The organism is Pseudomonas sp. REP124, assembly GCF_020164475.1.
In the GTDB taxonomy this organism is placed as follows: Bacteria; Pseudomonadota; Gammaproteobacteria; order Pseudomonadales; family Pseudomonadaceae; genus Aquipseudomonas.
In genome coordinates this window covers 58,235-80,874 of sequence record NZ_JAIQWX010000006.1, presented here as the reverse complement: position 1 = coordinate 80,874, position 22,640 = coordinate 58,235, and the positions used below count along the sequence as shown (strand labels likewise).

Sequence of the window (22,640 nt, the reverse complement as noted above, 5' to 3'; positions counted from 1 at the left end):
TTACCGGGGAGCGCCTTGCGGTTCAAAGCGCCGGGCACAATTCTCGACGATCACCCCCGATTAACGGACCTTCGAAACAATAGGGCGCACCGTCGATCATGAAAACCGAGAAACCTTCGCAAGAAGCATTGGCACCTTAGGGAAAAACGGTTAAGGTGGCGCCACTGTGTTGCTTGTGTCACTGAGAATCTCTACACGATATGTTGAATTTCGATCCAACCATCTACAAGAATTTTTCCTGCTCTTTGCACTCAGTCTCGGCCAGGGTTCTTCCTGAGTCGCAGTTATCTTTGTTCAAGGAGTTACACCATGTCTAATCGCCAAACCGGTACCGTTAAGTGGTTCAACGATGAAAAAGGCTTCGGCTTCATCACTCCACAATCCGGTGACGACCTGTTCGTTCACTTCAAAGCTATCCAATCCGACGGCTTCAAAAGCCTGAAAGAAGGCCAACAGGTTTCTTTCATCGCTACTCGCGGTCAGAAAGGCATGCAAGCTGAAGAAGTACAAGTTATCTAACTTGTCCTTGCTTTAGTAAAAAGCCCCGCCCTCAACAGCGGGGCTTTTTTGTGCCTGTCGGTTTTCCACAGGCAAAAAAAATCGCAGTCCCGGTAGCCCCTGTATGAGCTGCCGAAGACTGCGATTTTTTGCCTTGTTACCAGGTCACGCCAAACCCCGCGGTGTACCGGGTCTTGTCCAGATCAGCGTCGTTGGTACCGTCGATGATGTCGCGCTCGGCCTTGAGGTTGAGCGAAGCCCAGTCGGTGACCTTGTAACGCAGCCCCATCTCGGCATCCAGCGCATACTCGGCCACGCCCGACAGCGGCTTGCCCACTTCACCATTGGTGAAGAACTCAACCTTCTTGCCAATCAGGTAGCGGTTGTAGTCCCACTTCATCGCCACCGAATAGAAGTTCTCCTTGCTGCCGTCCGCGAACTCGTAGTCTGTGCGGTTGACCAGCGAACCCAGGGAGAACGCGCCCAGTTCGTCATCCCAGAACTGGTAGCCAGGGCCGGTACCGACGGTGCGCTGGCGGGACAGGTCTTCCACCTTGTCGCGCTTGTAGACCAGTCGACCCTGCCAGAACCATTTTTCCGTCAGGAAGCGATCGAGGGAATACTCGGCCCGCCAGTTGTCAGTGGTGACCACGTCATCCTGGAACTCGCGGTTGTACTCGCCTTCCGCGGTGTGCCGCCAGCGACCGTGACGCGCGGTGGTCTTGAAGTCGATGTCGTAATCGTCGGTGTCCTTATCGGCACGCTGGTAATCGAGGGCCGCATCGATATTGCCCTTCCACACCAGATCCTCGACCACAGGTTTGGGCTTGAGGATCTGCTGGACGCTGGCCAGCTCCACGGTCTTCGGCGCATCGCCGTTGGCCAGGGTCACCTTGCCGTCTTCGGCGGCGTGCAGCGACTTGGCCTTTTCACCGGTATAGGCATCCTGCTTGACCAGCAACTCCTGATCGCTTTCCAGAGTCTTGACCTGTTTCCAGTCGATCGGGACCGCACCGGCGTATTCGGTCTGGACCAGCAACTTGCCACCGTCGAACAGGATGATCTTGCCGCTCAGCTTGTCACCGTTCTTCAACCAGACGGTGTCGGCGAGCACGGGAGTGGATGCACTGATAACAGCGAGGCACAGCAGGGTTCTGGAGAACATAAGCAACAACGAACTCGGGTTTGCGAAAAAAAGTCAGCATTATCCGGGAAATAACGCCCTGGTTAGGACTGACCCGACTATTTCTATTGAGTTCATTTCTCATCTCGTCATCCACGATTTACTCTACAGACGGTACTGCGATTTTTTTCAGGATTATCCGGACGTGAAACAACCCACCGCTGAAGCCGAGAGCGAGGCACAAATCCGACGCACGGCGCTCTACCTGACCCTCGCGCAAGTCCCCGAGGGCAAGGTGGTGAGCTATGGTCAGTTGGCCGAGCTTGCAGGCCTGGGCCGCGCTGCCCGCTGGGTGGGCCGGACATTGAGCCAACTGCCCGGCGACAGCAAATTGCCCTGGCACCGGGTGCTGGGTGCCGGTGGACGCATCAGCCTGCCCGTGGGCAGTCCGTCCGGGGATGAACAACGCGCTCGATTGCGCATGGAGGGCATCAGTATCCTGAATAATCGTGTTGATATTCGGCGCCATGGGTGGCGCCCGGTAGAGCACAGCGGTTAGAGTGCGCGCTTTGTTTTCGTATTTCTTGAGGCAGACTCCAGCCCATGCCCCGTAAAACCTGGCGCGCCGCGCTCGCTGCCTATGCCAGCCCCTCGACGCTTGTACTGCTGCTGCTGGGTTTCGCCGCCGGCTTGCCCTACATGCTGGTGTTCTCGACGCTTTCGGTCTGGTTGCGCGAAGCCGGTGTGGCTCGCGAAACCATCGGCTATGCAAGCCTGATCGGCCTGGCCTATGCCTTCAAATGGGTCTGGTCACCGCTGCTCGACCAATGGCGCCTGCCGCTGCTCGGCAAGCTGGGACGACGACGCTCGTGGCTGGTGCTGTCCCAGAGTCTGGTGATCCTCGGCCTGATCGGCATGGGCTTCTGTGACCCGCAAAAACATCTCTCCTGGTTGATCGCCATCGCGGTGATCGTCGCTTTCGCCTCGGCAACGCAAGACATCGCGGTGGACGCCTACCGCCTGGAAATCGCCGAAGACAATCGTCAGGCGGCCCTGGCGGCCAGCTACATGTCCGGCTATCGAATCGCGGCGCTGCTGGCCACTGCCGGCGCCCTGTATTTCGCCGAAGGCTTCGGCTCCACCGGTTTCAACTATCAGCATTCCGCCTGGGCCGGCACATATATCCTCTTCGGCGTGCTGATGATTCCGGCACTGCTGACCAGCCTGTTCATGCGCGAGCCTCCAGTGCCGCTGCGCACTCAGCTGCAGGCTGGGCGCTACACTTTCGTCCATCAACTGGCTTCGGTTTTCGTCCTGATCGTGCTGCTGGTGTCCGTGCCGGCAATGTTCACCCAGCTCTACAACACCGATTTCGCCAGCGTGCTGTTCGAAGGCGTGAGCCTGCTCGACCTGCTGCTTCAGGACCGTGCCTTTCTGCGTGCGATCCTCTACATCACCCTTACCGCCCTGTGCCTGTCGTCCATGGGGCGCCGCGGCCTCGCGCCGGTGCTGACACCGGTCAACGACTTCATCCTGCGTTACCGCTGGCAAGCCCTGCTGCTGCTCGGGCTGATCGCGACCTACCGGATGTCCGACACGGTGATGGGCGTGATGGCCAACGTGTTCTACATCGACCAGGGCTTCACCAAGGACCAGATCGCCAGCGTCAGCAAAATCTTCGGGCTGATCATGACCCTGGTCGGCGCCGGCATGGGCGGCCTGCTGATCGTGCGCTTCGGCATCCTGCCGATCCTGTTCATCGGCGGCGTCGCGTCTGCCAGCACCAACATCCTGTTCCTGATGCTGGCCGATATGGGCCCCAACCTGCAGATGCTGATCCTCACCATTTCCTTGGACAACTTCAGTTCGGGCCTGGCGACATCTGCGTTCGTGGCGTACCTGTCGAGCCTGACCAACCTCAAGTTCTCCGCCACCCAATACGCCCTGCTCAGTTCGATCATGCTCCTGCTGCCGCGCCTGATCGGCGGCTATTCGGGGGTCATGGTGGAAAAGTTCGGTTACCACCAATTCTTCCTGATCACCGCCCTGCTGGGAGTTCCCACCCTGGTTCTGATCGCCTTGCACTGGTTCCAGGAGAGCCGCCGCGAAGGTCCGAAACCGACGCCGGAGCCCGTTCCCGGTCAGGTTGCGGAAGAATCGTAGGAAATATCTGCAGGAAAATCAGCGAGGGCGCCGGGATTTATGCCCTCTGCACACCACCGACCGCACGCCTGTACGACAGCGGATCTCGCCCGTACAATGCTCCGTCATTTCTCGTCATCAGCTATCGATAACGGCCAACCATGCGTACCAGTCAATTTTTGCTCGCAACACAAAAAGAAACGCCTTCCGACGCGGTCGTGATCAGCCATCAGCTGATGCTGCGCGCCGGCATGATCCGCAAACTCGCCTCGGGCCTGTACACCTGGCTGCCGATGGGCTTGCGAGTGATGCGCAAGGTCGAAGCTATCGTTCGCGAAGAAATGAACGCTGCTGGCTCCCTTGAAGTGTTGATGCCAAGCACTCAACCATCCGAGCTGTGGCAGGAATCGGGTCGCTGGGAAGAGTACGGCCCTGAATTGCTGCGCTTCAAAGATCGACACGGTCGCGACTTCTGCGCCGGTCCGACCCACGAAGAAGTCATCACCGATCTGATGCGTAACGAGTTGAGCAGCTACAAACAGCTGCCAATCAACCTGTACCAGATCCAGACCAAATTCCGTGATGAAATCCGCCCACGCTTTGGTTTGATGCGCGGTCGCGAGTTCGTCATGAAAGACGCCTACTCGTTCCACGCTGACCAGGCATCGCTGCAGGTCACCTACGATCGCATGCATCAGGCCTACTGCAACGTGTTCACCCGCCTGGGTCTGAAATTCCGTCCGGTTGAAGCCGACAACGGCTCCATCGGCGGTGCCGGCTCCCACGAATTCCACGTACTGGCCGAATCCGGCGAAGACGATATTGTCTTCAGCAACGGTTCCGAATACGCGGCAAACATCGAGAAAGCCGAAGCCGTGCCACGGGAAACGTCCCGTCCTGCACCGTCTGAAGAGCTGCGTCTGGTAGACACTCCAGACACCAAGACCATTGCCGCGCTGGTGGAAAAATTCAATCTGCCGATTGAAAAGACCATCAAGACGCTGATCGTGCACGCCGAAGAAGAAGGCAAGCTGATTGCCCTGATCATCCGCGGCGACCACGAACTCAACGAAATCAAGGCCGCCAACCAGCCTGGCGTCGCCAGCCCGCTGGTCATGGCCAGCGATGCCGAACTGCGCGACGCCATCGGCGCCGGCGCCGGTTCCCTCGGCCCGCTGAACCTGCCACTGCCAATCATCATCGACCGTTCGGTCGAGCTGATGAGCGACTTCGGCATCGGTGCCAACATCGACGACAAGCACTACTTCGGCGTGAACTGGGAGCGTGACCTGCCGGTGCCGACCGTTGCCGACCTGCGCAACGTGGTCAGCGGCGACCCGAGCCCGGACGGCAAGGGCACCCTGGAAATCAAGCGCGGCATCGAAGTCGGGCACATCTTCCAGCTGGGCAACAAGTACAGCAAGGCGATGAAGTGCGAAGTGCTGGGCGAGAACGGCAAGCCGGTCACCCTGGAAATGGGCTGCTACGGTATCGGCGTTTCCCGCGTGGTTGCAGCTGCCATCGAGCAGAACAGCGACGACAAGGGCATCATCTGGAGCGACACCCTGGCGCCATTCCAGATTGCTCTGGTGCCACTGCGCTATGAAACCGAGCAGGTTCGCGAAGCAACCGACAAGCTGTACACGGAACTGACCGCTGCCGGCTTTGAAGTGCTGCTGGACGATCGCGACAAGAAAACCAGCCCGGGCATCAAGTTCGCAGACATGGAACTGATCGGCATTCCGCACCGGATCGTGGTCAGCGACCGCGGCCTGGCCGAAGGCAACCTGGAATACAAGAGCCGTACCGAGGCCGAGCCGCAAGCGCTGCCGGTCGCCGACGTACTCTCCTTCCTTCAGGCTCGTATCCGCCGCTGATTCCAGATAGAGACGTCATGTTCAAGCGAAACACCTTAGGCCTCGGTGGTGCCGCCCTGTGCGGCACCCTGCTGGTCAGCGGCTGTGCCAACCACATGTCGCAGCGCAGCGAACACGAGGAACGTGTCGAGCGCAAACTGCTTGATCACAGCCTGCAGATCGATGTCGGCGAGCCCAAGGTGCTTGAGCTGCCGCAACGTCGGGTGAAGATCCACGAGCAGAAGACTTTCGAAGTCACTGAGTTCGAAGTCACGCGCCATTACGATCGTTACACGCCATACCAACCCTGGCGGGAGATCTACGAGATCCCGCTGGGCGCAGTAGCTGTTGTGGGCGGCGTAGGTGCGAACGTGGTCAACGTTTTCGCCTTCGGCAACCTGCCCGATAGCATGACCAAGGACTGGTTCAACTATGGCTTCGCCGGCCTGAACCCGTTCATGAACGTGCAATCCAACGGTCGCGCCCAGCAGAACCTGGCCGGGATCGATGAGGTTCAGCTCGACAAGCGCACCGAATACTCGAGCCTGCCGTGGAGCGAGCGTCCGGTGGAAGTTAAGGCGGGCAAGGAAACCTTCGAACTGAGCACCGACAAGAATGGCGTGCTGCGCCTAAACCTGCTGGACAGCCCGTTCGCCGAATACGACCTGAACCGTCTGACCAGACTCCAGATCCGCGTCGAGAATCCCACCGATGACGTGCACACCGATTCGTCCCTCGCCGTCAGCAGCACGCTGCGCGGCAAGTTGCTCGAAGCGCACGGGCTGATCTACGACGACCTCGAAGACGATGAAGTGAGCCAGTGGGTACACCGGGTCAAGCGTCTGTCGGAGTTGGGTCTGGAAGAAGAAGCCGTCGAACTGGAACAGAGCCTGATCGAACTGACCCGCAACGATCCAGAACTGCAGACCGAATTCCTCAAGTCCTTGACCAAGGATGCCGGGCGGCTGGTGGCGGATCCGGGACCGCATTAAAACCTGAAAAACATCGCGAGCAGGCTCGCTCCCACAATTGACCGTTTTGTCCCGAACAACGCGGCCTAATGTGGGAGCGAGCCTGTTCGCGATGAATTCAACACAATCTACCGTTCAAACAACTCCATCTGCTCAAACCCGCCCCGCAAATCCTCCAGCCTTACCCCCACCCCCAACAACCGCACCGGCTTGCCGCCACGATTGAACGCCTGGGTCAGCAGCAACTGATAACTGCCCAGATCCCGCCCTGCCCCAGCCTGCTCAAGTGTGGTCTGGGTGAAATCATGAAACTTCACTTTGACGAACGGCTTGCCCGGCCGGTAGCTGCTGTCGATCCGCGCCATGCGCCCGGCCAGGGTATCGAGCAACTCGGGCAATTTATCCAGGCAACTCTTCAGGTCCGGCAGGTCGGTGTCATAGGTATTTTCGACGCTGATCGATTGCCGGCGACTGTCGTTGTGCACCTGCCGCTCGTCGATGCCACGTGCCAGGCTCCAGAGACGCTCGCCAAAGCTGCCGAACTCTCGCACCAGGGCCAACTTGTCCCACTGGCGCAACTGCTCACAATCGGCGATCCCGAGCTTGCCCAACTTATCGGCGGTGACTTTGCCGACCCCGTGCAGCTTGCTCACGGGCAAACCGCTGACAAAGTCCTCGACCTGATCCGGGGTAATGACAAACAGGCCGTTGGGTTTTCTCCAGTCGCTGGCGATCTTGGCGAGAAACTTGTTCGGCGCCACGCCCGCCGAGACCGTGATGTGCAACTGATTCGACACCCGCCGCCGGATGTCCTGGGCGATGCGCGTTGCGCTGCCGCCGAAATACGCGCTGTCCGACACATCAAGGTAAGCCTCGTCAAGGGAAAGCGGCTCGATGATGTCGGTGTAATCGCGAAAGATCGTGTGAATTTCCTTCGACGCTTCTCGGTAGGCATCCATGCGCGGCTTGACGATGGTCAGGTCCGGACACAGCTTCAACGCATGCCCCGAGGACATGGCCGACCGCACGCCGTAGGCCCGAGCCTCGTAATTGCAGGTCGCAATCACCCCACGGCGATCCGCCGCCCCACCAACCGCCAGCGGTTTCCCGGCCAGTCGCGGGTCGTCGCGCATCTCGATGGCGGCGTAGAAGCAGTCGCAATCCACGTGGATGATTTTTCGCTGGCTCATATCGAAGCGGTATTCAGCTGAAGAAAAGGCGATAGGTCGTGTCAGGTCGGCAGTATCTCACCGACACCTGTATATAGCACCAGTAGTCTGAATCTTCTCTAATGACTGTAGGAATAAGCAGCGGGAAAAATTTATTTTCTCAATCACCCGCGTCCGACTGATAGAGCCGGAGCCATTGCCCTGTCTGCCTCTCAGGCCGATCCGCCGCCGCTTTAAACAGCTAAGCAATTGAACCAGAACAGGTTTTATCGGCCTTGAAGGTTGACAGCCTGCCATTCCTCTGTAGAATGCCGCCTCACAGACGCGGGATGGAGCAGCCTGGTAGCTCGTCGGGCTCATAACCCGAAGGTCGTCGGTTCAAATCCGGCTCCCGCAACCAAACGTCTGAAAAAGGCCATTCGAAAGAATGGCCTTTTTTGTGCGCGCCTGTTTTGTCGTCAAACACCTTCCTTCAGGTTTGTGCGCAAACGAGAATCCTTTCAGATTCCGAAACTTAGGCCTCCCCTGCGACCGCTTAACGTTTATTTGACCATCATCGAGATTAACGGTTGACACCTCGGCGTATCTCTATAGAATGCCGCCTCACAGACGCGGGATGGAGCAGCCTGGTAGCTCGTCGGGCTCATAACCCGAAGGTCGTCGGTTCAAATCCGGCTCCCGCAACCAAACGTCTGAAAAAGGCCACTCGAAAGAGTGGCCTTTTTTGTGCCCGATGAAAAAGTCCTTTCGCAACAATGATCTGTCACCGTGTCGCAAGCCTTCGCAGGTCACCCGGGCGCCAAGTTCAGACTATGCTGAAATCGCGCCCCAAACACCCGGCGACTAGCGATTCGCCATCGCCGAGACTCGGTGATAGGCGTTAATATTTGTGATTATTTTTTTCCACAGGGATTGGTAACTTGGCTGGATACCTCCATCCTGTCGCGCACAATCCAAGAGGTGATTGATGCGCGCCAACTCGTCTGACTCTCAAGACACCGCGACAGCGACACAACCGATCAAGGCTGAACGGTTGCGCTTGCTTGATCTCATCAGCAAGTACCGACAGCCCATCGGCCTGGCGGTCACGCTGCTATTGTTCGCCATTGCACTGGTTGCCTGCCGCCACCTGCTGAGCGAACTGGATCTGGATGCACTGCATGACTCGATCCTGGACGTGCCCAAACCCGCCCTCCTCGGCGCACTGGGTGCGACCGTGGCAGGTTTCATCATTCTGCTGGGTTACGAATGGTCGGCCAGCCGCTACGCTGGCGTGACGCTGGCCCCTCGCACGCTCGCGCTGGGCGGCTTCACCGCGTTCGCCATCGGCAATGCCATCGGCCTGTCGATGCTCTCCGGTGGTTCGGTTCGTTACCGCCTGTATGCACGCCATGGCCTTGGTGCAACCGAAGTCGCCCACATGACGCTGTTCGCCAGCCTCTCCCTGGGCTGCGCCCTGCCGCCACTGGCCGCGCTGGCAACCCTGAGCAACCTGTCCGGCGCTTCTGTGGCCCTGGGGCTCTCGGAAACCTTGCTGGGCACAATCGCCGCCGCCGTGTTGTTGCTATCCGCCGTGCTCGCGGTGGGCATCTATCGCCGCCGCCTGCCGGAGCAACCCTATCCCGACAACCTGCTGGTCAAGATCGGCCGGCGCACCTTGCGCCTGCCGGGGCGCCGCCTGACTTTCCTGCAACTGGTGATCACAGCGCTGGACGTCGCTGCCGCCGCCACGGTGCTCTATCTGTTGCTGCCGGAAGCACCGCCGTTCGGCGCCTTCCTCCTGGTTTATCTGCTGGCGCTGGCCGCAGGCGTGCTCAGCCACGTACCGGGCGGTGTCGGGGTGTTCGAAGCGATTCTGCTCGCAGCCTTTTCCGATACCCTGGGCGCCGCACCACTGGCTGCTGCCCTGTTGCTGTATCGCCTGATCTACGTCGTGCTGCCAATGCTGGTGGCGTGCCTGTTGTTGCTGATCAACGAAGGTCAGCGGCTGTTCCAGACGCGCCAGACCCTGCGCGCCGCCTCGGGTCTGGCCGCACCGATCCTAGCCGTACTGGTGTTCCTGTCGGGCGTGGTGTTGCTGTTTTCCGGCGCCACTCCGGAAATCGATACCCGCCTGGAACACATCGGTTTTCTGATCCCCCATCGACTGGTCGATGCCTCGCACTTCGGCGCCAGCCTGATCGGCGTACTGTGCCTGCTGCTCGCCCAGGGCCTGCGTCGCCGACTGTCGGCGGCCTGGATGCTGACCACCATTCTGTTGCTGGTGGGCGCCCTGCTCTCCCTGCTCAAGGGTTTCGACTGGGAAGAAGCCACTCTGATGACCCTCACGGCTGCCTTGCTTGGGGTTTTCCGGACGTCGTTCTATCGCCCCAGCCGCCTGACCGAACTGCCGTTTTCTCCGCTGTATCTGGTGGCCAGCGTTTGCGTACTGGCCGCCTCGATCTGGCTGCTGCTGTTTGCCTATCAGGACGTACCGTACAGCCATCAACTGTGGTGGCAATTCACCCTGGACGCCGACGCCCCACGCGGCCTGCGCTCGCTACTGGGTGCCGCAGTCCTGCTGGTGGTGATATCCCTGACCTGGCTGCTGCGCACAGCACGCCCGGTGATCCATCTGCCGACGCCCGACGAACTGGAGCGCGCGCACAAGATCCTCATGGCTTCGGCACAACCCGATGGCGGCCTGGCGCTGACCGGTGACAAGGCACTGCTGTTTCACCCCAACGACGAGGCGTTCCTGATGTACGCCCGCCGTGGCCGCAGCCTCGTGGCACTGTATGACCCGATCGGTCCGGGCCAGCAGCGGGCCGAGATGATCTGGCAGTTCCGTGACCTGTGCGACATCCACCACGCGCGCCCGGTGTTCTACCAGGTCCGCGCCGAGAACCTGCCTTATTACATGGACATCGGCCTGACCGCGATCAAGCTCGGCGAAGAGGCCCGTGTCGATCTGCAGCGTTTCGATCTCGAGGCCAAGGGCAAGGAGATGAAGGACCTGCGTTACACCTGGAACCGTGGCACCCGCGATGGCCTGTCGTTGGAGATCCATGAGCCGGGACAGGCGCCGATGGATGAGCTCAAGGTGATTTCCGACGCCTGGCTGACCGGCAAGAACGTGCGCGAGAAAGGCTTCTCCCTCGGTAGATTCAGCGATGACTACCTCAAGTATTTCCGCATTGCGGTGATTCGTTTCGAAGGGCGCCCGGTGGCGTTCGCCAACCTACTCGAGACCTACGGCCATGATCTGGCCAGCCTCGATCTGATGCGCGCGCACCCGGACGCCCCCAAGCTGACCATGGAGTTCATGATGGTCGGCCTGATCCAACACTATAAGAGTCACGGATACGCGCGCTTCAGTCTGGGCATGGTGCCACTGTCGGGGTTGCAACCCCGCCGCGGTGCGCCACTGACCCAGCGCCTGGGCTCGATGGTTTTCCGCCGTGGTGAGCAGCTCTACAACTTCCAAGGCTTGCGCCGCTTCAAAGACAAATTCCAGCCTGACTGGGAACCCCGTTATATGGCCGTGCCCGCCGGACTCGATCCGCTGGTTGCGCTGGCCGACACTGCTGCCCTGATCGCGGGCGGCTTGACTGGATTGGTGAAACGCTGATGATTCAACGCTCCTTGCGCTACATACTCGGCACGCTGATTGTGCTGGCCGTGATTCTCGGTGGTGGCTACTGGTACCTGAAGCGCCCGGCTCCGGAGCCGACCCTCGAACAACTGACCCCGACCGATGGCCCGGCGATGACCCGTGTCATCCCGGGCAATACGCCACGCGCCCAGGTACTGGTGGCGGTCAACGAAGACCAGAAACTCAGCGACAAGCAATTGCTGACCCTGAGCCGCAGTGCCTCCGCCCAGATTGTTCAGGTGATCCTGCCGAAGGACTGCCTGCTGCAAAGCCGCGCGCTGCAAACCGGCCTGCGTGAACTCAAGGGTCCGGCGACCCTGGTCAGCGGTATCGGCCCCGGCGCCGTGCTGGCATGGCGCTGGTTGTCCGAGCAGAAGAACGACAAGGCCCAGGCGGTTTCGGTGGACCTGGCCCTGGAGAAACCCGGCTGCACTCACCTGTTGCCGAAAAGTGCCGCCCACGGTCACTGGCTGGTGGCGTGGAACGACAACCCGGACGACACCAGCGCCGGCTTCGTGCGTGATCAACCTAACGCCGAAACCAGCATCAGCGACTACGACATCAACCTGCCGCAAGTGCTGAACAACGAACTGCGCAAAATCCTCGTCGGTGGCGACAAGGCTGCCGGCGGCCTGCAAATCCCGGTGGTCGAAGTCCCGGCCGGGCAAGCGAAAGACACCGTGACCCTGTTCCTGTCCGGCGACGGCGGCTGGCGCGACCTGGACCGCGATGTGGCAGGCGAGATGGCCAAGATCGGCTATCCGGTGGTCGGCATCGACACCTTGCGCTACTACTGGCAGCACAAGAGTCCCGAGCAAAGTGCCCTGGACCTGACCGAACTGATGCAGCACTACCGGCAGAAATGGGGCACCAAGCGCTTCATCCTGACCGGCTACTCGTTCGGCGCCGACGTTCTGCCAGCCATCTACAACCGCCTGCCCGAGTCCGAGCAACAAAGGGTCGACGCAATCATCCTGCTGGCCTTCGCCCGCACCGGCAGCTTCGAAATCGAAGTCGAAGGCTGGCTCGGCAACGCCGGCAAAGAAGCCGCCACCGGCCCGGAAATGGCCAAGCTGCCACCGGCCAAAGTGGTGTGCATCTTCGGCGAAGAGGAAATCGACGAAAGCGGCTGCACCGACAAGACCGCCGTAGGCGAAACCATGAAACTGCCCGGCGGCCACCACTTCGACGAAAACTACCCGGCCCTGGCCAAGCGCCTGGTGGACGTGATCGAAAAGCGTCAGGCGCAGGAAACCGAGGCTAAGGAATAATCTGAAGCCCGACAAAAAGCCCCCGCAACCTTTGGGTTACAGGGGCTTTTCTTTCATCCGAAGGATAAATCCCTTGTGGGAGCGAGCCTGCTCGCGATGGTCGTCGGCGATAACGCTGGAGGCCTGGTGCCCAGCGGCGCACTTGCGTCCATCGCGAGCATACTCGCTCCTACAGAGACCGCGTTACATCTCCACCTGCGTCCCCAACTCAATCACCCGGTTCAACGGCAGATTGAAGAAGCGCAGATTGCCGTTGGCGTTCTGCAACATGAAGGCGAACAGGGCTTCGCGCCAGCGGGACATGCCGACCAGTTTGGAGGCGATGACCGTTTCGCGGCTGAGGAAGTAGGTGGTGCGCATCGGGCTGAAGTCCAGCTCGGCCAGATGGCAGAGCTTCAGCGCCTGTGGCACGTCCGGTTCGTCGGTGAAGCCGAAATGCAGGATCACCCGGAAGAAACCCTCACCGTAGGCTTCGACTTCGAAGCGGCGGTTCGTCGGCACCCGCGGAATGTCTTCGTACACCACGGTCAGCAGCACCACTTGCTCGTGCAACACCTGGTTGTGCAGCAGGTTGTGCAACAAGGCGTGGGGGACGGCGTCGGGTCGCGCGGTGAGGAACACGGCGGTGCCCTGCACGCGATGCGGTGGCTGTACGGCGATGCTGCTGATGAAGATATCCAGCGGCAGCCCGCCCTCATCGATACGGTCCACCAGTAACTGCTTGCCGCGCTTCCAGGTGGTCATCAGCACGAACAGCGCGAGACCTGCGATCACCGGGAATGCACCGCCCTGAACGATTTTCGGCACGTTGGCGGCGAAGTACACGCCGTCCACCAGCAGGAACCCGAGGCAGATCGGCACCGCAAGCACCGGCGGCCACTTCCACAGCAGCAGCATCACCGCCGACACCAGAACGCTGGTCATCAGCATGGTCCCGGTCACCGCCACGCCGTAGGCCGAGGCCAGGGCGTTGGACGATTCGAAACCCAGCACCAGCAGCACCACGCCGACCATCAGCGACCAGTTCACCGCGCCAATGTAGATCTGGCCCTGCTCGGCGCTGGAGGTGTGCTGGATGTGCATGCGCGGAATGTAACCGAGCTGGATCGCCTGGCGAGTCAGGGAGAAGGCCCCGGAAATCACGGCTTGGGAAGCAATGACGGTGGCCATGGTCGACAGCGCCACCAGCGGAATCAGCGCCCAGTTCGGCGCCAGCAGATAGAACGGGTTGCGTGCGGCTTCCGGATCACCCAGCAGCAACGCCCCCTGGCCGAAGTAGTTCAGCACCAGCGCCGGCAGCACCAGGATGAACCAGGCCCGAGCGATCGGCTTGCGACCGAAGTGACCCATGTCGGCGTACAGCGCTTCGGCACCGGTCAAGGCCAGCACCACGGCACCGAGGATCGCCACGCCCATGCCCGGATGCACAATGAAGAAACGCACGCCCCACACCGGGTTCACCGCTTGCAGCACTTCCGGGTGCTGCATGATGCCGTAGACACCCAGAGCGCCGAGTACCACGAACCAGGTGACCATGATCGGCCCGAACAGAATGCCGATGCGCGCGGTGCCGTGGCGCTGAATCAGAAAGAGCCCGACCAGCACAATCAGCGACAGCGGCACCACCCAGTGATCGATGCCTTCGAACGCCAGCCCCAGGCCCTCGATGGCCGACAGAACGGAAATCGCCGGGGTGATCATGCTGTCGCCATAGAACAGCGCCGCGCCAATCAGTCCGCACACCACCAGAAGCGTGCGCAGCTTCGCGTGCCCTGCCGCCGCTCGCCGTGCCAGCGCGGTCAGGGCCATGATCCCGCCTTCGCCCTGGTTGTCGGCGCGCAGCACGAACATCATGTATTTGATCGACACGACCCAGATCAGCGACCAGAAAATCAGCGCCAGAATACCCAGCACGCCGTCGTGGTTGACCGGCACGCCATAGCCGCCGGAAAACACTTCCTTGAGGGTGTACAACGGGCTCGTGCCGATATCGCCATAAACCACCCCGACCGCCGCCACCAGCATCCCGATCGGATTTACCGTCGAATGCCCCGCGCCCGCCGCGTGACTACTTGCCTGACCCATCCAACACTCCTGATTCCCAGACCGGCTTCTTCGAACGAAGCACTAAGCTTTGTAATGCAGCATGGGTTGTTTTACCTCTTGTTACAGACGTTTTGTTGACTGTAAAAAAAAGGTAAAGCCCAACGGCGCGAAGCATAGCGCAGCACTCGTCGTATTTCCCTGCATAAAGCTGGTCAAGTGAACGTCTCATCGATAGAATTGCGCACTTTTTGATCAGAGGCGCAAAAAAGCGTCCGTCTGTCGCCTTGCCCCTGTTGGCTTGAGGCGTCCCAAAATACCGAGGTTAGACATGTCCACCACTCCTGCGCCGGCCAATCCGAAAGTTGGCTTCGTATCCCTGGGTTGCCCCAAAGCACTGGTCGACTCCGAGCGCATCCTGACTCAGCTGCGCATGGAAGGTTATGACGTTGTGTCCACCTACCAGGACGCCGATGTCGTGGTGGTCAACACCTGCGGCTTCATCGACTCGGCCAAGGCAGAGTCCCTGGAAGTGATCGGCGAAGCGATCAAGGAAAACGGCAAGGTCATCGTGACCGGCTGCATGGGCGTGGAAGAAGGCAACATCCGCGACGTGCACCCGAGCGTACTGGCCGTGACCGGTCCGCAGCAGTACGAGCAAGTGGTCAACGCGGTGCATGAAGTCGTGCCGCCGAAACAGGATCACAACCCGCTGATCGACCTGGTGCCGCCGCAAGGTATCAAGCTGACCCCGCGTCACTACGCCTACCTGAAGATTTCCGAAGGCTGCAACCACAGCTGCAGCTTCTGCATCATCCCGTCGATGCGCGGCAAGCTGGTCAGCCGCCCGGTCGGTGACGTGCTCGACGAGGCCCAGCGCCTGGTCAAGTCCGGCGTCAAGGAACTGCTGGTGATCTCCCAGGACACCAGCGCCTACGGCGTCGACGTCAAATACCGCACCGGTTTCTGGAACGGCGCGCCGGTGAAAACCCGCATGACCGAACTGTGCGAAGCCCTGAGCACCCTCGGTGTCTGGGTGCGCCTGCACTACGTTTACCCGTACCCGCACGTCGACGAGCTGATCCCGCTGATGGCCGCCGGCAAGATCCTGCCGTACCTGGACATCCCGTTCCAGCACGCCAGCCCGAAAGTGCTGAAGTCGATGAAACGCCCGGCGTTCGAAGACAAGACCCTGGCGCGAATCAAGAACTGGCGCGAAATCTGCCCGGATCTGATCATCCGCTCGACCTTCATCGTCGGCTTCCCTGGCGAAACCGAGGAAGACTTCCAGTACCTGCTGGACTGGTTGACCGAAGCCCAGCTCGACCGCGTCGGCTGCTTCCAGTACTCACCGGTCGAAGGTGCTCCAGCCAACGATCTGGATCTGGAAGTGGTGCCCGACGACGTCAAGCAGGACCGTTGGGAGCGCTTCATGGCGCACCAGCAGGAAATCAGCTCGGCGCGCCTGCAAATGCGCATCGGCCGTGAAATCGAAGTGCTGGTCGATGAAGTCGACGAGCAAGGCGCGGTCGGCCGCTGCTTCTTCGACGCGCCGGAAATCGACGGCAACGTGTTCATCGACAACGGCAGCAACCTCAAGCCTGGCGACAAGGTCTGGTGCAAAGTGACCGACGCCGACGAATATGACCTCTGGGCCGAACAGATCTAAACGCTGAAATTATGAAAAGCCCCGCTCTTTTGACGAGATGCGGGGCTTTTTTACGGCTATCGTTTGGTGAATGAAGGGATTCTCAAGTTTGTGAACGACCGCAATCGAAACAAGGAGCAGCCGGGAATGCGCCAACATTCGGTCATCCACACGCCGAAACTGAGTGACTACCAGGAATTGACCCGGGTCTGGGAAGCATCGGTGCGCGCCACCCACGACTTTCTGCCGGACAGCTACATCGAGCTGCTGAAGAACCTGGTACTGACCCGCTACCTCGATGCGGTGATGCTGATCTGCACCAAAGACTCGCGCCAGCGAATCACCGGGTTCGCCGGAGTCGCGGCGGGCAAGATTGAAATGCTGTTCATCGACCCTGCGCATCGCGGCCAGGGCCTGGGCAAGCAGTTGTTGCGTTATGCCATGGAGCACCTGAACGCCGACGAACTGGACGTCAACGAACAGAACCCGCAGGCGCTGGGGTTCTATTTCAAGCAAGGGTTCGAGGTGATCGGGCGCTCGGAGGTCGATGGCATGGGGCAGCCGTATCCTTTGCTGCATATGCGCTATCGCCAGTCCGGGCAACTGACGCGCAAGGCCTGACAGACGGCAAAACACTTGTGGGAGCGAGCCTGCTCGCGATGAGGCCATCCGTCTCGACATCGATATTGAATGTTCTACCGCTATCGCGAGCAGGCTCGCTCCCACATAGAGCAACCCTGCGACGAAATGGGATCGCGATTAACTCGAGCCATGCAGGTACAATGCCCACCCTTTTTTTCTTACGGCCCCGTCATGACTGACCCGATTCGACTTTCCAAACGCCTTATAGAACTCGTCGGTTGCTCCCGCCGGGAAGCCGAGCTGTTCATCGAAGGCGGTTGGGTGACCGTTGACGGCGAAGTCATCGACGAGCCGCAATTCAAGGTCAGCGACCAGAAAGTCGAACTCGACAAGGATGCCAAGGCCACCGCGCCCGAGCCGGTGACCCTGCTGCTCAACGTGCCTGCGGGCATTGACGCCGAGACCGCCATGGCGACCCTGAGCGCCGAGACCCTGAGCGAAGAGCACCGCTTCGGCAAACGCCCGCTGCGCGGCCACTTCCTGCGCCTGACCGCCAGCACTGACCTGCAACCCAACGCCAGCGGCCTGCTGGTGTTCACCCAGGATTGGAAGATTCTGCGCAAGCTCACCGCCGACGCCGCGAAGATCGAGCAGGAATACGTGGTTGAGGTCGAAGGCGACATGATCGAGCACGGCCTCAACCGCTTGCAGCACGGCCTGACTTACAAGGGCAAGGAGTTGCCATCGGTCAAGGCCAGTTGGCAGAACGAAAATCGTCTGCGCTTCGCCTTGAAGAACCCGCAACCGGGCGTGATCGCCCTGTTCTGCCAGGCCGTGGGCCTGAAGGTCGTGGGCATCCGCCGCATCCGTGTCGGCGGCGTGTCCATCGGCAAGGTGCCGTTGGGGCAATGGCGCTACCTGTCCGGCAAAGAGAAGTTCTAAGGTTTCTCTCGCCGCAACACATTTCGGCAGCGCGCCCTGGTGCGCTGCCCACAGCTGAATATCAGGACTGCACACATGATTCATAACGACGTACTGCGCAGCGTGCGCTACATGCTCGACATCAGCGACAAGAAAGTCGTCGAGATCATCAAGCTCGGCGGCATGGACGTGAAGCTGGAAGACGTGGTGACCTGGCTCGACAAGAAAGAGGAAGACGAGGAAGGTTTCGTGCGCTGCCCGGACGACGTCATGGCGCACTTCCTCGACGGCCTGGTGGTGTTCAAGCGCGGCAAGGACGAAAGCCGCCCACCGATGCCGATCGAAGTGCCGGTGACCAACAACATCATCCTGAAAAAGCTGCGGGTGGCCTTCGAACTCAAGGAAGACGACATGCACGCGATCCTCAAGGCCGCCGAGTTCCCGGTGTCCAAGCCTGAGCTGAGCGCGCTGTTCCGCAAGGTCGGCCACACCAACTACCGTCCGTGTGGCGATCAGTTGCTGCGTAATTTCCTCAAGGGCCTGACCCTGCGCGTGCGCCCTCAATAAGGCTCGACTCTCTTGAGCTGCAATCTCGCAGCTCAAGGCCGGGCTCTATGACAGCCCATTCCTCGCAAAAATAGTGGCTCCGCTCCCCGCGACTGACGACTAGGGTGTAATGACCTTCAGCTCTCAGGATTCGCCATGCATCACTACTTCTCCCTGCAAGGCCGCACTGCGCTGGTCACCGGCGGCACCCGGGGCATCGGCAAAATGATCGCCAAGGCCTTTGTCGAGGCCGGCGCCACCGTCTATGTCTGCGCCCGCGATGTCGAGGCCTGCCAGCAAACGGCTGACGAACTCGGCGCCTATGGTCGCTGCCATGGCATCGCGGCCAATCTGGCCACCGAAGAGGGCGTGCTGCAACTGGTCGCGCGACTGGGCGAACAGATCAACCATCTAGACATTCTGGTCAACAACGCCGGCACCACTTGGGGCGCGCCGCTGGAGAGCTACCCAATCAAGGGCTGGGAAAAGGTTATGCAGCTCAACGTGACGTCCGTCTTCAACTGCATTCAGCAATTCCTGCCGCTGTTACGCAAGGCCGGTTCCGCGGCAAATCCGGCACGGATCATCAACATCGGCTCGGTCGCGGGCATCACCTCCCACGGCGAGCAGGCCTACGCCTACGGCCCCAGCAAGGCGGCCCTGCATCAACTGTCGCGGATGCTCGCCCGGGAACTGGTGACCCAGCACATCAACGTCAACGTGATCGCACCGGGGCGCTTTCCGAGCAAAATGACCCAGCACATCGGCAATGATGAGCGGGCGCTGGCCGAGGACACGGCGCTGATCCCGATGAAGCGCTGGGGACGGGAGGAGGAAATGGCGGCGCTGGCAATCAGTCTGGCGAGTACGGCGGGGGCCTACATGACCGGGAATATCATTCCGCTGGATGGCGGGTTCAGTCTCTGAAATCGGTGGTGTGGCTTTCGCGGGCAAGCCACGCTCCCACAGGGTTTTGGGGTGTACTCATATGTTGTGTCCACTGCAGAACCCTGTGGGAGCGAGGCTTGCCCGCGAAGACTGACTAACAGGCAACATCGAACCACCGGTCGATCGGGTTATCATGCCCACCTCATTCCCCCTCGACCGCCACCCATGACCTACAGCGTTTCCCCCATCGGCTTCGTACACTCCTGTTTCAAGGAGAAGTTCGCCATCCCGCGCCAACCGCAACTGGCCCCGGCTGCCCGCGGTGTTCTGGAACTGGTGGCACCCTTCGATCAGGGCGATGCGGTGCAGGGGCTGGAGCAGGTCAGTCATGTCTGGCTGCTGTTTCTGTTCCATCAGGCGCTGGAAGAAAAACCGCGCCTGAAAGTCCGCCCTCCCCGCTTGGGGGGCAACAAGTCCATGGGTGTGTTCGCTACCCGCGCGACGCATCGGCCCAATGGCATCGGCCAGTCCGTGGTCAAACTGGACAAGGTCGAAGCCAATCGCCTGTGGATATCCGGCATCGATCTGCTGGACGGTACGCCGATTCTGGATATCAAACCCTATGTGCCCTACGCCGACATCATCGACACGGCCTCCAACAGCATCGCCAGCGCTGCGCCGCAGTTGATTGAGGTGCAGTGGAGCGACAGCGCGCTGCAACAGGCTCATGGACACGCTCAGCGCCTTGCGGAGCCACTGGTCGAGCTGATCGAGCAATGCCTCGCGCAAGACCCACGCCCGGCGTATCAGACGCCGGCGCCAGAGCGGGAATACGGCGCGCAATTCTGGGATGTGGATGTGCGCTGGCACTACCCAACGCCGGAGTTGATCCGCGTACTGGAAGTCGTGCGAAAACCGACCCTGTAGGAGCGAGCATGCTCGCGATGGAGGCACAGGCACCGAGGGGTGTCAGGCAGCCAACGTCATCGTGACGACCATCGCGAGCATGCTCGCTCCTACAGGAAAGCAAAAAGCCCGCGCTGCCTGGAGGCAACGCGGGCTTTTTGGTGTTGCGCCGTCTTACTTCTCGACGAACGCACGCTCGATCAGGTAATCACCCGGCTCGCGCATACGTGGCGAGACTTTCAGGCCGAAGCTGTTCAACACTTCGCTGGTCTCGTCGAGCATGCTCGGGCTGCCGCACAGCATGGCGCGGTCGTCCTGCGGGTTGATCGGTGGCAGACCGATGTCGCTGAACAGCTTGCCGCTGCGCATCAGGTCGGTCAGGCGGCCTTCGTTCTCGAACGGCTCGCGGGTCACGGTCGGGTAGTAGATCAACTTGTCACGCAGCGCTTCGCCGAAGAATTCGTTCTGCGGCAGGTGCTCGGTGATGAACTCGCGGTAAGCGACTTCGTTGACGTAACGAACGCCGTGGCACAGGATCACTTTTTCGAAACGCTCGTAGGTTTCCGGATCCTGAATGACGCTCATGAACGGCGCCAGACCGGTACCGGTGCTGAGCAGGTACAGATGCTTGCCAGGCTTCAAGTCATCCAGCACCAGGGTGCCGGTTGGCTTCTTGCTGATGATGATCTCGTCGCCTTCCTTCAGATGCTGCAGCTGGGAAGTCAGCGGACCGTCAGGCACCTTGATGCTGAAGAACTCGAGATGCTCTTCCCAGTTCGGGCTGGCAATCGAGTAAGCGCGCATAAGCGGGCGGCCGTTTGGCTGTTGCAGGCCGATCATCACGAACTGACCGTTCTCGAAGCGCAGGCCCGGATCGCGGGTGCACTTGAAGCTGAACAGAGTGTCGTTCCAGTGATGAACACTGAGGACACGCTCGTGGTTCATGTTGCTCATGTACGGGGACTCCTGGAGATTATCTGCGCGTGCTCCGAACTCTCTGGAAGGGTGCGCAATTGCATCGCATTCTAATAGCAGAGAGAATATCTGTTAAATGGATTATTAAGATAAGGGTTATCGGTTATATCGATATGCGATTTACTCTCCGTCAACTTCAAGTCTTCGTCGCCGTCGCCCAGCAAGAGAGTGTTTCCCGCGCCGCGGGCCTGCTCAATCTCTCGCAATCGGCGGCGAGCACCTCGATCACCGAACTGGAGCGCCAGTCCAGCTGCCAGCTGTTCGATCGCGCCGGCAAACGGCTGAGCCTCAACGCCCTCGGCAAGCAGCTGCTGCCGCAAGCGGTGGCAATGCTCGACCAGGCCAAGGAAATCGAAGACCTGCTCAACGGCAAGTCCGGTTTCGGCTCATTGGCGGTCGGCGCCACCCTGACCATCGGCAATTACCTGGCCACCCTGCTGATCGGCGGCTTCATGCAGCGCCACCCGGAAAGCCAGGTGAAGCTGCATGTGCAGAACACTGCCAACATTGTGCAACAGGTCGCCCACTACGAAATTGATCTGGGTCTGATCGAGGGCGATTGCAACCACCCGGACATCGAAGTGCAGAGCTGGGTCGAGGACGAACTGGTGGTGTTTTGCGCCCCGCAGCATCCGCTGGCCCAACGCGGCATCGCGACCATGGACGAACTGAGCCAGGAAGCCTGGATTCTGCGCGAACAGGGTTCGGGAACGCGGCTGACCTTCGATCAGGCCATGCGTCATCACCACAGCGCGCTGAACATTCGTCTGGAGCTGGAGCACACCGAAGCGATCAAGCGTGCTGTGGAGTCAGGTCTGGGGATTGGCTGCATTTCACGGCTGGCACTGCGCGATGCGTTTCGTCGCGGCAGTCTGGTGCCGGTGGAGACACCGGATCTGGACCTGGCGCGGCAGTTTTACTTCATCTGGCACAAACAGAAGTACCAGACCTCGGCGATGCGCGAGTTTCTCGATCTGTGCCGCGCTTTCACCGCAGGAGTCCAGCGCAGCGACGAGATCGTACTGCCGGCAATCGCTTAGAGCAGAATCACTGCCCAGACCAGGGCGATCATGGTCAGTGCCACCAATTGCGCGGCGCTGCCCATGTCCTTGGCGTTTTTTGACAGCGGGTGCCGTTCGAGGGAGATACGGTCAATCGCCGCCTCCACTGCCGAGTTGAGCAACTCGACGATCAGTGCCAGCAGGCAGACCGCAATCAGCAACGCCTGCTCGACGCGACTGACGTTCAGGAAGAACGACAAGGGAATCAGAATGACATTGAGCAGGACCAGCTGCCGAAAAGCCGCCTCGCCGGTAAAGGCGGCGCGCAGGCCATCAAAGGAATAGCCGGAGGCATTGAGAATGCGTTTAAGGCCGGTCTGGCCTTTGAAAGGAGACATAAGAGTAGGCAACTGACCAGAAAAGGAGTGAGGAAACTAGATTAACCCAAGTCAAAAAAGCGTGAAGA

Annotated in this window: 19 protein-coding genes and 2 tRNA genes; 16 read left to right on the top strand and 5 right to left on the bottom strand. The window is 60.3% G+C overall.

Translation table 11 applies throughout. The features are described from left to right. Positions 1-309: 309 nt before the first annotated feature. A complete protein-coding gene (locus K9857_RS03085; RefSeq protein ID WP_002554837.1) occupies positions 310-519 on the top strand; it encodes a cold-shock protein in 210 nt (69 codons plus the stop codon). Positions 520-655: 136 nt separating this feature from the next. Here the strand turns inward: K9857_RS03085 and K9857_RS03080 are convergent, their stop codons facing one another. After that, positions 656-1,663: a DUF481 domain-containing protein gene (locus K9857_RS03080; protein ID WP_224533428.1), complete on the bottom strand. Its 1,008-nt coding sequence runs from the start codon at positions 1,661-1,663 to the stop codon at positions 656-658. 163 nt (positions 1,664-1,826) lie between these two features. Between K9857_RS03080 and K9857_RS03075 the strand changes: the two genes are divergently transcribed. The 4 genes from K9857_RS03075 (at position 1,827) to K9857_RS03060 (ending at position 6,611) form a co-directional block, all read left to right on the top strand. Further along, positions 1,827-2,180 (top strand): MGMT family protein, encoded by a 354-nt coding sequence (locus K9857_RS03075; RefSeq protein WP_224533427.1) that lies wholly within the window; start codon positions 1,827-1,829, stop codon positions 2,178-2,180. A 44-nt stretch (positions 2,181-2,224) separates the two neighbouring features. Continuing rightward, the gene (locus K9857_RS03070; RefSeq protein WP_224533426.1) at positions 2,225-3,784 is read left to right on the top strand and encodes an AmpG family muropeptide MFS transporter; all 1,560 of its coding nucleotides are present in this window, start codon (positions 2,225-2,227) and stop codon (positions 3,782-3,784) included. 140 nt (positions 3,785-3,924) lie between these two features. Further along, positions 3,925-5,640, top strand: coding sequence for a proline--tRNA ligase (locus K9857_RS03065; RefSeq protein WP_224533425.1), 1,716 nt, complete (start codon positions 3,925-3,927; stop codon positions 5,638-5,640). A 17-nt stretch (positions 5,641-5,657) separates the two neighbouring features. Continuing rightward, positions 5,658-6,611 (top strand): hypothetical protein, encoded by a 954-nt coding sequence (locus K9857_RS03060; RefSeq protein ID WP_224533424.1) that lies wholly within the window; start codon positions 5,658-5,660, stop codon positions 6,609-6,611. Between the two features lie 107 nt (positions 6,612-6,718). On the opposite strand, the gene dinB is transcribed toward K9857_RS03060, so the two are convergent. After that, positions 6,719-7,780: a DNA polymerase IV gene (gene dinB / locus K9857_RS03055; RefSeq protein ID WP_224533423.1), complete on the bottom strand. Its 1,062-nt coding sequence runs from the start codon at positions 7,778-7,780 to the stop codon at positions 6,719-6,721. Positions 7,781-8,082: 302 nt separating this feature from the next. Between dinB and K9857_RS03050 the strand changes: the two genes are divergently transcribed. The 4 genes from K9857_RS03050 (at position 8,083) to K9857_RS03035 (ending at position 12,664) form a co-directional block, all read left to right on the top strand. Continuing rightward, positions 8,083-8,159, top strand: a tRNA-Met gene (locus K9857_RS03050). Between the two features lie 210 nt (positions 8,160-8,369). After that, positions 8,370-8,446 (top strand) — tRNA-Met (locus K9857_RS03045). 280 nt (positions 8,447-8,726) lie between these two features. Further along, positions 8,727-11,369: a bifunctional lysylphosphatidylglycerol flippase/synthetase MprF gene (mprF, locus tag K9857_RS03040; RefSeq protein WP_224533422.1), complete on the top strand. Its 2,643-nt coding sequence runs from the start codon at positions 8,727-8,729 to the stop codon at positions 11,367-11,369. Further along, entirely contained in the window at positions 11,369-12,664 is a 1,296-nt protein-coding gene (locus K9857_RS03035; protein WP_224533421.1) for a virulence factor family protein, read from the top strand. Before mprF ends, K9857_RS03035 begins: the two co-directional genes overlap by 1 nt. A 183-nt stretch (positions 12,665-12,847) precedes the next feature. Here K9857_RS03035 and K9857_RS03030 read toward each other — a convergent pair whose 3' ends face one another. Then, complete coding sequence (locus tag K9857_RS03030) at positions 12,848-14,749, bottom strand: potassium transporter Kup (RefSeq protein WP_224533420.1); 1,902 nt, start codon at positions 14,747-14,749, stop codon at positions 12,848-12,850. A 289-nt stretch (positions 14,750-15,038) separates the two neighbouring features. Between K9857_RS03030 and rimO the strand changes: the two genes are divergently transcribed. From rimO to tsaA, 6 genes are all read left to right on the top strand, one after another. After that, entirely contained in the window at positions 15,039-16,376 is a 1,338-nt protein-coding gene (gene rimO / locus K9857_RS03025) for a 30S ribosomal protein S12 methylthiotransferase RimO (protein WP_224533419.1), read from the top strand. A 126-nt stretch (positions 16,377-16,502) separates the two neighbouring features. Next, positions 16,503-16,976 (top strand): GNAT family N-acetyltransferase, encoded by a 474-nt coding sequence (locus K9857_RS03020; RefSeq protein WP_224533418.1) that lies wholly within the window; start codon positions 16,503-16,505, stop codon positions 16,974-16,976. Positions 16,977-17,168: 192 nt separating this feature from the next. Then, on the top strand, positions 17,169-17,879 hold the full coding sequence (locus tag K9857_RS03015; RefSeq protein WP_224533417.1) for an rRNA pseudouridine synthase: 711 nt from the start codon (positions 17,169-17,171) through the stop codon (positions 17,877-17,879). A gap of 75 nt (positions 17,880-17,954) precedes the next feature. Beyond that, complete coding sequence (locus K9857_RS03010) at positions 17,955-18,425, top strand: DUF1456 family protein (protein WP_224533416.1); 471 nt, start codon at positions 17,955-17,957, stop codon at positions 18,423-18,425. A 135-nt stretch (positions 18,426-18,560) separates the two neighbouring features. Continuing rightward, the gene (locus K9857_RS03005; RefSeq protein WP_224533415.1) at positions 18,561-19,331 is read left to right on the top strand and encodes an SDR family oxidoreductase; all 771 of its coding nucleotides are present in this window, start codon (positions 18,561-18,563) and stop codon (positions 19,329-19,331) included. Between the two features lie 186 nt (positions 19,332-19,517). Further along, on the top strand, positions 19,518-20,219 hold the full coding sequence (gene tsaA, locus K9857_RS03000; RefSeq protein ID WP_224533414.1) for a tRNA (N6-threonylcarbamoyladenosine(37)-N6)-methyltransferase TrmO: 702 nt from the start codon (positions 19,518-19,520) through the stop codon (positions 20,217-20,219). 153 nt (positions 20,220-20,372) lie between these two features. Here the strand turns inward: tsaA and fpr are convergent, their stop codons facing one another. Continuing rightward, entirely contained in the window at positions 20,373-21,152 is a 780-nt protein-coding gene (fpr, locus tag K9857_RS02995; RefSeq protein WP_003443014.1) for a ferredoxin-NADP reductase, read from the bottom strand. Between the two features lie 134 nt (positions 21,153-21,286). On the opposite strand from fpr, the gene K9857_RS02990 reads away from it, so the two are divergent. After that, positions 21,287-22,213 (top strand): LysR family transcriptional regulator, encoded by a 927-nt coding sequence (locus tag K9857_RS02990; protein WP_224533413.1) that lies wholly within the window; start codon positions 21,287-21,289, stop codon positions 22,211-22,213. Here K9857_RS02990 and K9857_RS02985 read toward each other — a convergent pair. Next, a complete protein-coding gene (locus K9857_RS02985; RefSeq protein ID WP_095197038.1) occupies positions 22,210-22,572 on the bottom strand; it encodes a diacylglycerol kinase in 363 nt (120 codons plus the stop codon). The genes K9857_RS02990 and K9857_RS02985 overlap by 4 nt on opposite strands. Positions 22,573-22,640: the final 68 nt, after the last annotated feature.

What these genes read in the sequence shown, in the direction of transcription:
- mprF (WP_224533422.1), top strand. Translation starts at nt 8,727, where the DNA reads ATGCGCGCCAACTCGTCTGACTCTCAAGACACCGCGACAGCGACACAA.
- K9857_RS03005 (WP_224533415.1), top strand. Translation starts at nt 18,561, where the DNA reads ATGCATCACTACTTCTCCCTGCAAGGCCGCACTGCGCTGGTCACCGGC.
- fpr (WP_003443014.1), bottom strand. Translation starts at nt 21,152, where the DNA reads ATGAGCAACATGAACCACGAGCGTGTCCTCAGTGTTCATCACTGGAAC.
- K9857_RS03085 (WP_002554837.1), top strand. Translation starts at nt 310, where the DNA reads ATGTCTAATCGCCAAACCGGTACCGTTAAGTGGTTCAACGATGAAAAA.
- rimO (WP_224533419.1), top strand. Translation starts at nt 15,039, where the DNA reads ATGTCCACCACTCCTGCGCCGGCCAATCCGAAAGTTGGCTTCGTATCC.
- K9857_RS02985 (WP_095197038.1), bottom strand. Translation starts at nt 22,572, where the DNA reads ATGTCTCCTTTCAAAGGCCAGACCGGCCTTAAACGCATTCTCAATGCC.
- dinB (WP_224533423.1), bottom strand. Translation starts at nt 7,780, where the DNA reads ATGAGCCAGCGAAAAATCATCCACGTGGATTGCGACTGCTTCTACGCC.
- K9857_RS03015 (WP_224533417.1), top strand. Translation starts at nt 17,169, where the DNA reads ATGACTGACCCGATTCGACTTTCCAAACGCCTTATAGAACTCGTCGGT.
- K9857_RS03070 (WP_224533426.1), top strand. Translation starts at nt 2,225, where the DNA reads ATGCCCCGTAAAACCTGGCGCGCCGCGCTCGCTGCCTATGCCAGCCCC.
- K9857_RS03035 (WP_224533421.1), top strand. Translation starts at nt 11,369, where the DNA reads ATGATTCAACGCTCCTTGCGCTACATACTCGGCACGCTGATTGTGCTG.
- K9857_RS03065 (WP_224533425.1), top strand. Translation starts at nt 3,925, where the DNA reads ATGCGTACCAGTCAATTTTTGCTCGCAACACAAAAAGAAACGCCTTCC.
- K9857_RS03020 (WP_224533418.1), top strand. Translation starts at nt 16,503, where the DNA reads ATGCGCCAACATTCGGTCATCCACACGCCGAAACTGAGTGACTACCAG.
- tsaA (WP_224533414.1), top strand. Translation starts at nt 19,518, where the DNA reads ATGACCTACAGCGTTTCCCCCATCGGCTTCGTACACTCCTGTTTCAAG.
- K9857_RS03080 (WP_224533428.1), bottom strand. Translation starts at nt 1,663, where the DNA reads ATGTTCTCCAGAACCCTGCTGTGCCTCGCTGTTATCAGTGCATCCACT.
- K9857_RS03060 (WP_224533424.1), top strand. Translation starts at nt 5,658, where the DNA reads ATGTTCAAGCGAAACACCTTAGGCCTCGGTGGTGCCGCCCTGTGCGGC.
- K9857_RS03010 (WP_224533416.1), top strand. Translation starts at nt 17,955, where the DNA reads ATGATTCATAACGACGTACTGCGCAGCGTGCGCTACATGCTCGACATC.
- K9857_RS02990 (WP_224533413.1), top strand. Translation starts at nt 21,287, where the DNA reads ATGCGATTTACTCTCCGTCAACTTCAAGTCTTCGTCGCCGTCGCCCAG.
- K9857_RS03030 (WP_224533420.1), bottom strand. Translation starts at nt 14,749, where the DNA reads ATGGGTCAGGCAAGTAGTCACGCGGCGGGCGCGGGGCATTCGACGGTA.